The organism is Xanthomonas sp. F14 (assembly GCF_014199865.1).
Genome location: NZ_JACHOM010000005.1, coordinates 42,384 through 56,533, shown reverse-complemented (window position 1 = coordinate 56,533; position 14,150 = coordinate 42,384). Strand labels below are relative to the sequence as shown.

The 14,150-nt window shown below is 67.2% G+C and carries 8 protein-coding genes and 1 pseudogene; 3 read left to right on the top strand and 6 right to left on the bottom strand.

The window, feature by feature from the left end; all coding sequences use genetic code 11:
- Window position 1 precedes the first annotated feature (1 nt).
- On the bottom strand, window positions 2–1,318 hold the full coding sequence (locus GGR73_RS16855; RefSeq protein ID WP_046344728.1) for a M20 family metallopeptidase: 1,317 nt from the start codon (window positions 1,316–1,318) through the stop codon (window positions 2–4).
- 256 nt (window positions 1,319–1,574) lie between these two features.
- Here GGR73_RS16855 and GGR73_RS16850 point away from each other — a divergent pair, with 256 nt between their 5' ends.
- From GGR73_RS16850 to GGR73_RS16840, 3 genes are all read left to right on the top strand, one after another.
- A complete protein-coding gene (locus tag GGR73_RS16850) occupies window positions 1,575–2,816 on the top strand; it encodes an efflux RND transporter periplasmic adaptor subunit (RefSeq protein WP_046344730.1) in 1,242 nt (413 codons plus the stop codon).
- Window positions 2,817–2,909: 93 nt separating this feature from the next.
- A complete protein-coding gene (locus tag GGR73_RS16845) occupies window positions 2,910–6,158 on the top strand; it encodes an efflux RND transporter permease subunit (RefSeq protein ID WP_181141072.1) in 3,249 nt (1,082 codons plus the stop codon).
- Window positions 6,159–6,291: 133 nt separating this feature from the next.
- Complete coding sequence (locus GGR73_RS16840; protein WP_184458028.1) at window positions 6,292–9,429, top strand: efflux RND transporter permease subunit; 3,138 nt, start codon at window positions 6,292–6,294, stop codon at window positions 9,427–9,429.
- A 488-nt stretch (window positions 9,430–9,917) separates the two neighbouring features.
- On the opposite strand, the gene hglS is transcribed toward GGR73_RS16840, so the two are convergent.
- The 5 genes and pseudogenes from hglS to GGR73_RS16820 form a co-directional block, all read right to left on the bottom strand.
- Window positions 9,918–11,285: a 2-oxoadipate dioxygenase/decarboxylase HglS gene (gene hglS, locus GGR73_RS16835; RefSeq protein ID WP_065032981.1), complete on the bottom strand. Its 1,368-nt coding sequence runs from the start codon at window positions 11,283–11,285 to the stop codon at window positions 9,918–9,920.
- A gap of 326 nt (window positions 11,286–11,611) precedes the next feature.
- Window positions 11,612–11,766: pseudogene (locus GGR73_RS20380) on the bottom strand (beta-ketoacyl-[acyl-carrier-protein] synthase II); the annotation flags it as partial.
- 129 nt (window positions 11,767–11,895) lie between these two features.
- Complete coding sequence (locus GGR73_RS16830; protein WP_184458026.1) at window positions 11,896–12,510, bottom strand: hypothetical protein; 615 nt, start codon at window positions 12,508–12,510, stop codon at window positions 11,896–11,898.
- 160 nt (window positions 12,511–12,670) lie between these two features.
- On the bottom strand, window positions 12,671–13,258 hold the full coding sequence (locus GGR73_RS16825) for a hypothetical protein (RefSeq protein WP_184458024.1): 588 nt from the start codon (window positions 13,256–13,258) through the stop codon (window positions 12,671–12,673).
- A gap of 112 nt (window positions 13,259–13,370) precedes the next feature.
- Window positions 13,371–14,129 (bottom strand): HAD family hydrolase, encoded by a 759-nt coding sequence (locus GGR73_RS16820; protein ID WP_046344739.1) that lies wholly within the window; start codon window positions 14,127–14,129, stop codon window positions 13,371–13,373.
- Window positions 14,130–14,150 lie beyond the last annotated feature (21 nt).

Sequence of the window (14,150 nt, the reverse complement as noted above, 5' to 3'; positions counted from 1 at the left end):
ATCAGCCAGCCTCCCCCTGATGCAGGTAATCCAGCGACACCTGCAACAGCGCGCGCAGACCCACATCCAGCGACGATTCGTCGAGCAGGAACTGCGGCGAATGGTTGCTGGGCGCGGTGGCCGGGTCGATGCCCTTGGCGGTGGAGCCGACGAAGAAGAACATCGACGGCACCTGCTGGGCATAGAAGGAGAAATCTTCCGCGCCCATCTGCAGCGGCGGCTCGTAGACATTGTCGGCGCCGACCACGGCCTGCAGGCTGGGCAGCATCCTGGCGGTCAGCGCCGGGTCGTTGACCGTGGCCGGGTTGCCGGGCTGGTCCGGTACCTGCGCCTCAACCTTGGCCCCGTGGGCGGCGGCGGTGTGCTCGGCCACCGTCTTGAGGTCGGCGAAGATCTGCTGGCGCATGGCTTCGTCGAAGGTGCGGATGGTGCCGACCATTTCCACGTCGTCGGGGATGATGTTGTAGCGGATGCCGCCCTTGATCGCGCCGAAGCTCAACACCGCCGGTTGTTTGGACAGGTTGGCGCGGCGGCTGATCACGGTCTGCGCGGCACCGATCATGTCGGCGCTGGCCACGATCGGGTCGATGCCGTTCCACGGCGCCGAGCCATGCGTCTGGCGGCCGATCATCTTGATCGCAAACCGGTCCGAGGCGGCCATCAGGGGGCCGCTGCGCACCGCAATCTTGCCGGCCTGCACGCTGGAGAACACATGCAGGCCGAACACCGCCTGTGGCTTGAAGTCGGCGAACAGGCCTTCCTTGAGCATCAGCGAGGCGCCGCCCTCCTCGTTGCCGGGCGCGCCCTCTTCGGAGGGCTGGAAGATCAGCATCACTTCGCCAGGCAGCTGCTCGCGCATGCCGACCAGCGCTTCGGCCACTCCGAGCAGGATCGCGGTGTGGGCGTCGTGGCCGCAGGCATGCATCACCCCGACCTGCTCGCCGCGGTACTCGGCAGTGACCTTGGAGGCGTACGGCAGGCCGGTCTGCTCCTTGACCGGCAAGGCATCCATGTCCGCGCGCAAGGCGATCTTCGGACCCGGCTTGCCGCCCTTGATGATGGCCACCACGCCGTGATGGGCGATGCCGGTACGCGGCTTGAGGCCGAGCTTGCGCAGCTGCGCGGCCACGGTGGCGGCGGTGCGCTCCTCGCGGTTGGACAGCTCCGGGTGCTGGTGGAAGTCGCGGCGCCACTGCACCAGCTTGCTCTGCAACGGCGCGGCGGCGGCCTGGACGTCGGGCCGGGGCGCGGCCTGGGCGGCGGCCAGGGTGGGCAGGGCGAGCAGCAACGCGCTGGTCAGCAGGCGGGAGTGGCGCATCAGCAATCCTCTAAAGATGGTTGCTTAATGTAGTGCAGGTGCACGCTCGGTGGGCTGCAGTGGGGCTCGATTCAGTCCTGCGGTCAACCACATCGGCCCTGACGCGTTGCCGCTGCATTGCATCTGTGAACGCTGCAGTCGTTTCGTCCGGCGGGCCGTTACTTCAGTAACGCTCAATTGCCTGATCGCAACGATATGCTTCGCACAGCCGCCCCACGGTCGCACCAGCGCCCGGCCCGCCCTCAGGAGTTGTCGCATGTCGCGTTTTTGGAAGATCACACTGCTGGTCGTAGCGGTGCTCGTCGTGGTGTTCGTCGCAATGCGGATGTTCGGTGGGGGCAACCACGGCAAGCGGGCGGACGCGCCGGACGGCAATGGCACCGAGAACAGCGGCCCGGTACCGGTCACGGTCGTGGCCGCCACCACCCAGGATGTGCCGGTCTACGCCAGCGCGCTGGGCACGGTGACCGCGCTCAATACCGTCACGGTCAGCCCGCAGGTCGGCGGCCAGCTGATGAGCCTGAATTTCAAGGAGGGCCAGGAAGTGAAGAAGGGCGAGCTGCTGGCGCAGATCGACCCGCGCACCCTGCAGGCCAGCTACGACCAGGCACTGGCGGCCAAGCGCCAGAACCAGGCGCTGCTGGCGACCTCGCGGGTGAACTACCAGCGCTCCAACGACCCGGCCTACAAGCAGTACGTCTCGCGCACAGACCTGGATACTCAGCGTAATCAGGTGGCGCAGTACGAGGCGGCGGTATCGGCCAACGATGCACAGATGCGCTCGGCGCAGGTGCAGTTGCAGTTCACCCGCGTGACCGCGCCGATCGACGGCATCGCCGGCATCCGCGGCGTGGACGTGGGCAATATCGTCAGCGCCAGTTCCACCATCGTCACCCTGACCCAGATCCGCCCGATCTACGTGTCCTTCAACCTGCCCGAGCGCGAGTTGCAGGCGGTGCGCAGCGGCCAGGCGGCCGCCCCGCTGGACGTGGCAGCGCTGGACCGCGGCGATGCGCACGTGATCAGCGGCGACGGCAAGCTGGAGGTGATCGACAACCGCATCGCCGCCGACAGCGGCACCTTCGGTGCGCGTGCGATCTTCGCCAACACCGACAATGCCTTGTGGCCGGGCCAGTTCGTCAACGTGCGCCTGCAGCTGCGCACCATCTCCGGCGGCACCGTGGTGCCGACCCAGGCCGTGCAGCGCGGCCCGGACGGCGATTACGTCTACGTGGTCGGCAACGACAACACCGCGCAGATGCGCACCGTGGTGCAGGGCGTGGAAGTGGACGACAGCCATGTGCAGGTCACCAAGGGGCTCAAGCCAGGCGAGCGCGTGGTGACCGAAGGCCAGTTCCGGCTCAAGCCGGGCAGCAAGGTCAGCGCACTCAAGCCGGGCGAGACCCCGCCGGAGCCGACCGAGGCCGAACTCAAGGCCGCGCAGGACAAGAGCCGTGGCGGCGCCGGCGGCCGACGTGGCGGCGGCGGTCCGCGCTAACTCGCGAGCACCGGCGACGGGCCTTCCGTCGCCGGTGTGCATCGGCGCTGCGCGCGCCGGCATCGATTGACGTCTTCAGCAAGGACACCCCCCGTGGGCTTTTCGACCATCTTCATCCGCCGTCCCATCGCCACCTCGTTGTTGATGGCGGGCATCCTGCTGCTGGGCATCCTGGGCTACCGGCAATTGCCGGTCTCGGCGCTGCCGGAGATCGACGCGCCCAGCTTGGTGGTCACCACCCAGTATCCCGGCGCCAACGCGACCACCATGGCCTCGCTGGTGACCACGCCGCTGGAGCGCCAGTTCGGGCAGATCTCCGGGCTGCAGATGATGACCTCCGATTCGTCGGCAGGCCTGTCCACGATCATCCTGCAGTTCTCGATGGACCGCGACATCGACATCGCCGCGCAGGATGTGCAGGCGGCGATCCGTCAGGCCACCCTGCCCTCGTCGCTGCCGTATCAACCGGTCTACAACCGGGTCAATCCGGCCGACGCGGCGATCCTGACCCTCAAGCTCACCTCCGACTCGCTGCCGCTGCGCGAGGTCAACCGCTATGCCGATGCGATCCTGGCCCAGCGCCTGTCGCAGGTGCCGGGCGTGGGCCTGGTGTCGATCGCCGGCAATGTGCGGCCTGCGGTGCGCATCCAGGTCAACCCGGCGCAGCTGTCGAACATGGGCCTGACCATGGAATCGCTGCGCAGCGCGCTGACCCAGACCAACGTCAGCGCGCCCAAGGGCTCGCTCAACGGCAAGACCCAGTCCTACAGCATCGGCACCAACGACCAGCTCACCGATGCGGCGCAGTACCGCGAGACCATCATCAGCTACAGCAACGGCCGCCCGGTGCGGCTGGCCGATGTGGCCAAGGTGGTCGACGGGGTGGAGAACGACCAGCTCGCCGCCTGGGCCGACGGCAAGCCGGCGGTGCTGCTGGAAATCCGCCGCCAGCCCGGTGCCAACATCGTGCAGACGGTGGAGCAGATCCGCAGCATCCTGCCGCAGCTGCAGGCGGTGCTGCCGGCCGACGTGCACCTGGAGGTGTTCTCCGACCGCACCGAAACCATCCGCGCCTCGGTGCACGAGGTCAAGTTCACCCTGGTGCTGACCATCGCGCTGGTGGTGGCGGTGATCTTCGTGTTCCTGCGCCGGTTGTGGGCCACCATCATTCCCTCGGTGGCGGTGCCGCTGTCGCTGGCCGGCACCTTCGGGGTGATGGCGTTTGCCGGCATGTCGCTGGACAACCTGTCGCTGATGGCGCTGGTGGTGGCGACCGGGTTCGTGGTCGACGATGCGATCGTGATGATCGAAAACATCGTGCGCTACATCGAACAGGGCAAGAGCGGGCCGGAAGCGGCCGAGATCGGCGCCAAGCAGATCGGCTTCACCGTGCTGTCGCTAACCGTGTCGCTGGTGGCGGTGTTCCTGCCGCTGCTGCTGATGCCGGGCGTGACCGGGCGGCTGTTCCATGAGTTTGCGTGGGTGCTGTCGATTGCGGTGGTGATCTCGATGCTGGTGTCGCTGACGCTGACGCCGATGATGTGCGCCTACCTGCTCAAGCCCGACGCCCTGCCCGAAGGCGAAGACGCGCACGAACGCGCCGCGGCCGCCGGCAAGACCAACCTGTGGACGCGCACCGTGGGCGCCTACGAGCGCAGCCTGGACTGGGTGCTGGCGCACCAGCCGCTGACCCTGGCGGTGGCGATCGGCGCGGTGGCGCTGACCGTGGTGCTGTACATGGCGATCCCCAAGGGCCTGCTGCCCGAGCAGGACACCGGCCTGATCACCGGCGTGGTGCAGGCCGACCAGAACGTGGCGTTCCCGCAGATGGAGCAGCGCACCCAGGCGGTGGCCGCGGCGCTGCAGAAAGACCCTGCCGTGACCGGCGTGGCCGCCTTCATCGGTGCCGGCACCATGAACCCGACCATCAACCAGGGCCAGCTGTCGATCGTGCTGAAGACGCGCGGCGACCGCGAGGGCCTGGACGAGGTGCTGCCGCGCCTGCAAAAGGCGGTGGCCGGCATTCCCGGCGTGGCGCTGTTCCTCAAGCCGGTGCAGGACGTCACCCTGGACACCCGCGTGGCCGCCACCGAGTACCAGTATTCGATGTCGGATGTGGACAGCAGCGAGCTGGCCACCTGGGCCGGGCGCATGACCGAGGCGATGCGCAAGCTGCCCGAGCTGGCCGACGTGGACAACAACCTGGCCAACCAGGGCCGGGCGCTGGAGCTGAGTATCGATCGCGACAAGGCCAGCATGCTCGGCGTGCCGATGCAGACCATCGACGACACGCTGTACGACGCCTTCGGTCAACGCCAGATCTCCACCATCTTCACCGAGCTCAATCAGTACCGGGTGGTGCTGGAAGTGGCGCCGGAGTTCCGTAGCAGCACCGCCTTGATGAACCAGCTGGCGGTGGCCAGCAACGGCAGCGGCGCGCTGACCGGCACCAATGCCACCAGCTTCGGCCAGCTGACCTCGTCCAACTCCTCCACCGCCACCGGCGTGGGCGCGCAGAACACCGGCATCGTGGTCGGCGCCGGCAGCATCATTCCGCTGGCCGCACTGGCCGAGGCCAAGGTCACCAACACGCCGTTGGTGGTCAGCCACCAGCAACAGCTGCCGGCGGTCACGATCTCGTTCAATCTGGCGCCCGGCCATTCGCTGTCGCAGGCGGTGGAGGCGATCGAGCAGGCGCGCCAGGATCTGAAGATCCCCACCCAGGTGCATGCGGCGTTCGTCGGCAAGGCGGCCGAATTCACCGGCAGCCAGACCGATATCGTATGGCTGCTGCTGGCCTCGATCGTGGTGATCTACATCGTGCTGGGCGTGCTCTACGAGAGCTACATCCACCCGCTGACGATCATCTCCACGCTGCCGCCGGCCGGCGTCGGCGCGCTGCTGGCGCTGATGATGTGCGGATTGAGCCTGTCGGTGGACGGCATCGTCGGCATCGTGCTGCTGATCGGCATCGTCAAGAAGAACGCGATCATGATGATCGACTTCGCCATCGACGCCCGCCGCGAAGGCGCCAACGCGCACGAGGCGATCCGCCGCGCCTGCCTGCTGCGTTTCCGCCCGATCATGATGACCACCGCCGCCGCAATGCTGGGCGCGCTGCCGCTGGCGCTGGGCACCGGCATCGGCTCGGAACTGCGGCGTCCGCTCGGCATCGCCATCGTCGGCGGCCTGCTGCTGTCGCAGCTGGTGACGCTGTACACCACGCCGGTGATCTACCTGTACATGGAACGTGCCGGCGAGCGGCTGCGTGACTGGCGCGCGCGGCGTGCCGCCCGCCGCGACGGCGTGCCCCCGGCCTCCACTTCGGAGCGCCCGGCATGATGACCGATGGCGTCATCGCTGATCGGTCTGCCTGCCCACGGCACCGCCTTCCCGCACGCGCGTATGGCAACTGCGCTGGCTGTTGCCTTTCCCGATTCCCGAATCCCGAATCCCGATTCCCGGCAGTCACCCCATGAACATCTCCGCGCCCTTCATCAAGCGCCCGATCGGCACCGCGCTGCTGGCGATCGGTTTGTTCGTGATCGGATTGATGTGCTACCTGCGGCTGGGCGTGGCGGCGTTGCCGAACATCCAGATTCCGGTGATCTTCGTGCACGCCACGCAGTCCGGCGCCGATGCCAGCACCATGGCCTCCACCGTCACCGCACCGCTGGAACGCCACCTGGGCCAGCTGCCCGGCATCGACCGCATGCGCTCCTCCAGTTCGGAGAGCAGCAGCCTGGTGGTGCTGGTGTTCCAGAGCAATCGCAACATCGATTCGGCCGCGCAGGATGTGCAGACGGCGATCAACTCCTCGCAATCGGACCTGCCGTCCGGGCTCGGCACGCCGATCTATTCGAAAGCCAATCCGAACGACGACCCGGTCATCGCCATCGCGCTGACCTCGGACACGCAATCGGCCGATGAGCTCTACAACGTTGCCGACTCGCTGCTGGCGCAACGGCTGCGCCAGATCACCGGCATCAGTTCGGTCGACATCGCCGGCGCCTCCACGCCGGCGGTCCGCGTGGATGTGGATCTGCGCGCGCTCAACGCGCTGGGCCTGACCCCGGACGATCTGCGCAATGCGGTGCGCGCGGCCAACGTCACCTCGCCGACCGGATTCCTGTCCGACGGCAACACCACCATGGCGATCGTGGCCAACGATTCGGTATCCAAGGCCGCCGATTTCGCCCAGCTGGCGATCTCCACCCAGTCCAACGGGCGCATCGTGCGGCTGGGCGACGTGGCCACCGTCTACGACGGCCAGCAGGATGCCTATCAAGCAGCCTGGTTCGACGGCAAACCGGCAGTGGTGATGTATGCCTTCACCCGCGCCGGCGCCAACATCGTCGAAACCGTGGACCAGGTGAAGGCGCAGATTCCCGAGCTACGCGCCTACCTGCAGCCCGGCACCAAGCTGATGCCCTACTTCGACCGCACCCCGACCATCCGCGCCTCGCTGCACGAGGTGCAGGCCACGCTACTGATCAGCCTGGCGATGGTGGTCCTGACCATGGCGCTGTTCCTGCGCCGCCTGGCGCCGACGCTGATCGCGGCGGTCACCGTGCCGCTGTCGCTGGCCGGCTCGGCACTGGTGATGTACATGCTGGGCTTCACCTTGAATAACCTCAGCCTGCTGGCGCTGGTGATCGCCATTGGCTTTGTGGTCGACGATGCGATCGTGGTGATCGAAAACATCATGCGTCATCTGGACGAAGGCATGCCGCGTCTGGATGCCGCACTGGCCGGTGCGCGCGAGATCGGCTTCACCATCGTGTCGATCACTGCCTCGCTGGTGGCGGTGTTCATTCCGATGCTGTTTGCCAGCGGCATGATCGGCGCGTTCTTCCGCGAGTTCACCGTGACCCTGGTGGCGGCGATCGTGGTGTCGATGCTGGTGTCGCTGACCCTGACGCCGGCGTTGTGCAGTCGCTTTCTGTCCGCGCACACCGAGCCGGAAAAACCCAGCCGTTTCGGCGCCTGGCTGGACCGCATGCACGAGCGCATGCTCGCGGTGTACACGGTGGCGCTGGATTTCTCGCTGCGGCACGCCTTGCTGCTGTCGCTGACGCCGCTGCTGTTGATCGCCGCCACCGTCTTTCTCGGCGGCGCAGTCAAGAAGGGCTCGTTCCCGGCGCAGGACACCGGCCTGATCTGGGGCCGCGCCAATTCCAGCGCCACGGTGTCGTTTGCCGACATGGTCAGCCGCCAGCGCCGCATCACCGACATGCTGATGGCCGACCCGGCGGTGAAGACCGTCGGCGCGCGGCTGGGCTCCGGCCGGCAGGGTTCCAGCGCCTCGTTCAATATCGAATTGAAGAAGCGCGACGAAGGCCGCCGCGACACCACCGCGCAGGTGGTCGCACGCCTGAGCGCCAAGGCCGACCGTTACCCGGATCTGGATCTGCGCCTGCGCGCGATCCAGGACCTGCCCAGCGACGGCGGTGGCGGCACCAGCCAGGGTGCGCAGTACCGCGTTTCGCTGCAGGGCAACGACCTGGCGCAGCTGCAGGAATGGCTGCCCAAACTGCAGGCGGCGTTGAAGAAGAATCCGCGCCTGCGCGATGTCGGCACCGACGTGGATACATCGGGTCTGCGCCAGAACATCGTGATCGACCGCGCCAAGGCCGCGCGCCTGGGCATTTCGGTCGGTGCCATCGATGGCGCGCTGTATGGCGCCTTCGGCCAGCGCTCCATTTCCACCATCTATTCGGATCTCAACCAGTACAGCGTGGTGGTCAATGCACTGCCCTCGCAAACGGCAACGCCCAAGGCGCTGGACCAAGTCTTCGTGCCCAACCGCGCCGGCCTGATGGTGCCGATCACCTCCGTCGCCACCCAGGTGCCCGGGCTGGCGCCGCCGCAGATCGTCCACGAAAACCAGTACACCACGATGGATCTGAGCTACAACCTCGCACCGGGCGTGAGCACCGGCGAGGCGGACCTGATCATCAAGTCCACCGTGGAAGGCTTGCGCATGCCAGACGGCATCCGCCTCAGTGGCGATGACAGCTTCAATGTGCAACTCAGCCCCAACTCGATGGGCGTGTTGCTGCTGGCCGCGGTGCTCACCGTCTACATCGTGCTGGGCATGCTCTACGAGAGCCTGATCCATCCGGTGACCATCCTGTCCACGCTGCCGGCCGCCGGCGTCGGCGCACTACTGGCGTTGTTCCTCACCAACACCGAGTTGTCGGTGATTTCGATGATCGCGCTGGTGCTGCTGATCGGCATCGTCAAGAAGAACGCAATCATGATGATCGACTTCGCGCTGGTGGCGCAGCGCGTGCACGGCATGGATGCGCGCGCGGCCGCACGCGAGGCCTCGATTGTGCGCTTCCGCCCGATCATGATGACCACGATGGTGGCGATCCTGGCCGCGGTGCCGCTGGCGGTCGGCCTGGGCGAGGGCTCCGAACTGCGTCGCCCGCTGGGCATCGCGATGATCGGCGGGCTGATCTTCTCGCAGAGCCTGACCCTGCTCAGCACCCCGGCGCTGTACGTGATCTTCTCCTGCCTGAGCGAACGCTGGAAGGCGCGTCGCGCACGTGCGCGTGCACGCCGGGCAGAGCGCGCGGCGGCACGGCGCCCGGCGTCGGCGCACTGAGCGATGCCGCACGCGCGCCGGTCTGCACGGACCGACGCGTGCCGGCCGGCATGGCGGTTGGCCATCATCTCTCACCGTCGCTTGCCGATTGCTGGCATGACGCCGGGGCATCGCTGCTGGCAGTGCATTCAAACGCGGCACAGTGATGCGAGCTGCAAATGCACGCTCGCCTTACTTGCTTTTGGCCAGAGCCCACGTGTTTGACCGCATCCAGACGACACTGCGACCGGAAGTTCGGCTGCCTTGACGTGTTGGACGGCAGGGATGGATCAGTTGTCGCGCGGCGGGGCTGCAGCTTGGTTGCAGGGCCCTTGCCCGCCTACCATCGCAGGACACGCCGCAAGTACGTCCGTGTAGGCTCTTACGCGGCATCCATGCCGCGTAAGGTCCCGCGACGATAGGCGGGCAATGACCTGTCGAGATGGTCGGTGTGCAAGATGCAAACCGTGCGTTACATGCGTTGTTCGGGCGACGGCGCGCCGTGACCGCTACACCAGCAACGCCTGCAGCGACGCACGCTCCAGCTGCGCGTACAACGCGCACTCATCCTGCACCTGCGCACCCAGCGCCTGTTCGAAACTGCGCTTGCTCGAATGGGCGGCATAGGCGCGTTGTTCGGCGCCACCGAGATTGGACTGGAAGATGCCGGCCGCACTCACCGGCAGGAAATCTTCATAGATGATCGGATCGGCACTGAGCAGACCGAGCGCAATCGCGGTTTCTGCCGGCATCGCCGCCACCTGCGCGGGATCGGCACGTCCGGCCTCGGTCAGCGCATAACGGAAATAGCCCAGACCTTCCTGACGCAGCACGGCTTCGTCGTCGGGAAACGCCACGAACGCGGTCTGCAGCCGCGTGGCGTAATCGGTACCGGTGCTGCCCGCGCCATCGCTGTCGCGTGCCTGCGCCAGCAGCGCGTCGTACAGCGCGCGGCCCTTGGGCGTCAGCGCGAGCCCGCGTTGTTCGATCTCGCCAAAGCGCGCGGTGTGCGTGCCGTGCTCGGCCTGCCCGCTGTCGCCGACAAAGCGCACCGGCTCCTCCAGTGCCTTGAAGCTGGTCTGGCGCAGCAGGATCGGCACCCGCCGACGCGGCGGCCCTTCGATCACCGCCTTGGCGTCGATGCCGGCGCGCTGCATCTGCGCCTGCGCCGCATCGATATCTAGGGTGCGTGGCGTCAGGTGGTTGATATGCGGCCCGTGGAAGCTCACCACGTCGGCGATCAGCTTGTGCGCCTCGCTCAGCGCGCGGTAGGTCGGCAGCGACACCGTGGCATCGCCATGCCAACGGAAGGTTTCCAGCGCTTCGTCCACGAACTGCTGCGCCTGCGCCGCCTCCAGCCCGCCGTGGCGCTCGTGCTGCTCGATCAGCTCCAGCGCGGCGGCGGTGAAGATCTGCCGCTGCTCCAGGATCTGCGCCGCCTGCGTCCGCAGCGCGGCGTCTTCGATCAACTCCAGCCGCAGCAACGAGGTGAACACGCGAAACGGATTGACCGATAGCGCCGCCTCGTCGATCGGGCGGAACGCAGTGGAATGCACCGGCACACCGGCCACCGACAAATCGTAATAGCCCACCGGATGCATGCCCATCACCGCAAACAGCCGCCGCAACGTGGCCAGTTCCTGCGCCGTGCCGACCCGGATGGCACCGTGCCGTTCCAGATCCAGCCGCGCGCGTTCGTCGTTGCGTTGCAGGCGCGCGGCCAGGGCGGGATCGGCGCTCAGGGTGTCGGCGTTGACCTGCGCCACCAGCGTCATCAGGTCGCCGTACAACGGCACCTCGGCGCGATACATGTCCGACATCGCCTGCGCGAACAGGCTGCGGATGTGATCGGGGGAGACAAACACGGTATCGCGCATGGGCTGGTCTTGGCAGGGCCGGCCAACGCCGGCGTTGCGGCATTCTCGCCGACCGCGCCCTGCGGCGGCCAGCTGCACGGCAGCATGCCGGCGCCTGTGTTGGCGCGCAGACAGGCGCGCAGCCGATCGGTCACCTCACGTCTTGCCGCTGCGCAGGTTCCCACCAGGCGTGAAACGCATCGAGTGGCGGCTGGCGATCCGTGGCGAGCAGTCGTCCGCTGGATGCGGATGGCGCACAAGCTTGGAACCCCAGCGCACGGCGTGGTCCATGTCGGTCCTACTGCCGGCTGCGCCTGTGTGGCCGGGAGCGCAGTCATCTTGTGGGTCGCTCCGGGGATGGCCAACAAGCGCGAGAGGCCGCCAGCCTCGCCCAGGCTCAGGCCGACCCGGCGCGCACCGCACGGCCGGCACGGCTCCGGTGCCACTACTGCAGCGAGTTGAAGCCGAATAGCACGCTGCCGCGCCGGTAGCCAACACCACCTTGAGCCGGCAGCCACCGGATGTGCGTGGACGGCGCGCAGTAAACGCAGCGTGCGAGTGGTACACGCCGGTTCCTAGCACCGCCGCACCGCACCCGCCTGGCGGCTACGCCGTCGGTTTGCCAGCCGCTTTAAAGCCCGGCCTGCGCCGCTGCCTCGGCCGCCTCGCTGGCCTGGCGCGCGGCTTCCAGCCGTTGCGCGTGATCGCCGAGCTGGCGGCGCAGCAGCGTGTCCAGGGTGATCGGACGTTCCCAGCGGTCGTAACTGGCGACGATGGCGTGCCGCAGCGCGCGCATATGCACGGTCTCCGGCGTGACCGACAGCCGCGTGATCACGCCCTCCCAGCCGTCATGATGGTCGCGGCTGTAGGCGCGTACTGTGTCGCGGCAGGACAACTGCAGCGTCTGCGCCCAGAAACAGGCGAAATAGATGTCGCCGGCGTGCCAGCCATGCACCTGCAACAATGCCTGCACATAACCGCGCGGGGTGCCGGTGTAGCGCGCAACTTCGCCGATGAAACTATCCGGATAGCGCTGCGCGTAGCTGCCCATGTCGGCTAGATGCTGGTCCACCCAGGCATCGCCGGTGCCCGGCGTCACTGCCGGTGCAACAACCGGTGCCGCAGCGGCAGGCGCAGGCGACGTCTGCGCAACTGCCAGCATCGGCAGAAGCAGCAGCGCGCTCAGCAGCGGCAGGGATCGCAACAGCGAGGTAAGCAGTGAAGGCATGCACCGATGATGCCGCATGCCCGCGTCGCTGTCAGGCCGAGCGCTTGCGCCACCGACACAGGCGGCGCGCCGTCAGCGCGCCAGCCGTATGGGATGCCCCGAGTCGGAACGGATGCATGACGCCGGACCGCCACGAGCATTCGCATGTGTGGCGCGCGCACAGCGGCGCCGGCCGCGCTCAGCGCAGATCGTAAAAACCGCCGTAGCGCACTTCGCGGCAGCCGCTGAGATCGCAGGCACCCACATAGCCCGGGCCAATGTAACGCTGCCGCGCATCGCGATTGTGCGGGCTGCTGTAAGGGTCCGGGCCGTACAGACCATTGCCGTAATAGATCTGGCCGTAGGGGCGGTTGCGCGACGCGCCCAGCCTCAGCCCGGCGCCAAACCCGAGGTATCCGCGGGCGTCGCCGCCGTATGGGCCGTAGCGCTCGCCCGAATATCCGTCGGCAGCAAATACGCTGCTGCGCTCACGCCGGTCCGGCCGGGTCTGCAAGGTCGCAATGCTCTGGCCCTGGGCATCCACATAGCCCTGCTCGCGATCGAAGCGCACCATGCGGAAATACACCAGCTCTCCCGCGTCCCGACGCGTACGCAGGCGGACATAGTTGCCGCCATCGTCGTAGTAAGGCTGACCGTCGCGAAAGATCACTTCGCTCGGGTTGATGACTTCTTCTTCGAGCTCGGCAGCCGCTAGCGACGGCACGCCGCCTGACAGAGCCAGCAATACGGTCAGGCTGACACGGCAGGTAAACGACAACATGCGCATCGGTGATCCCTCCTAGTCGGCCAGGCATGCACGCCTGACCGGAAACGTCCTGTTGCTGGGCGCCGCCGGTTGCGCCGGCAGATCCAGGTCGCGGCGCTGGCCGCGACGGAAGTCAGCTTAGCGCGTGCTGCCGGGCCACTGCATCCAGCGCATGCACTGCCGCCGGCCAGCCGGCAGCGTCGGGCACTTCGCGCATGCGTGGCTCGTCGGCGGCCACGCCATGCTCCTGCTCGTGCGCCCAGGTCACCGCGTACGGGGTGTAGATCCCCCAGCCGCCGATGGCCAGCACCGGCTCCACGTCCGAGCGCAAGGAATTGCCGATCATCACAAAGCGCTGCGCCGGCAGGTCGAACTCGCCCAGCACGCGCGCATAGGTCTGGGGATCCTTCTCGGACACCACCTCCACGCGCGGAAACAGATCGGCCAGACCGGATTGCTCGATCTTCTGCTCCTGATGGAACAGGTCGCCCTTGGTGATCAGCACCACCGCATAGTCGGCGGCAATTGCGCTGACCGCCTCACGCACGCCGGCAATCACCTCCACCGGATGCTGCAGCGTGGCACGGCCGATCTCGACGATGCGCTGGATGTCGCGTGCGGCGATGCGCGCCTGCGTCAGTTCGATCGCCGTCTCGATCATCGACAGCGTCATGCCCTTGGCGCCATAGCCGAATACCTTGAGATTGCGCCGCTCCACCGCCAGCAGGTGCTGCTGCATGCGGCTGTCGCCCAGATCCAGGTAATCGGCCAGGATCGCTTCGAAATCCGCTTCGGCAGTGCGGTAATAGTCCTCGCTTTTCCAGAGGGTATCGTCGCCGTCGAAGCCGACCAGTTGGATCGCCTGGCCGTCGCGCTGTGCAGAAGAGGTCATCGCGCCAGTTTAGCAGCGCAC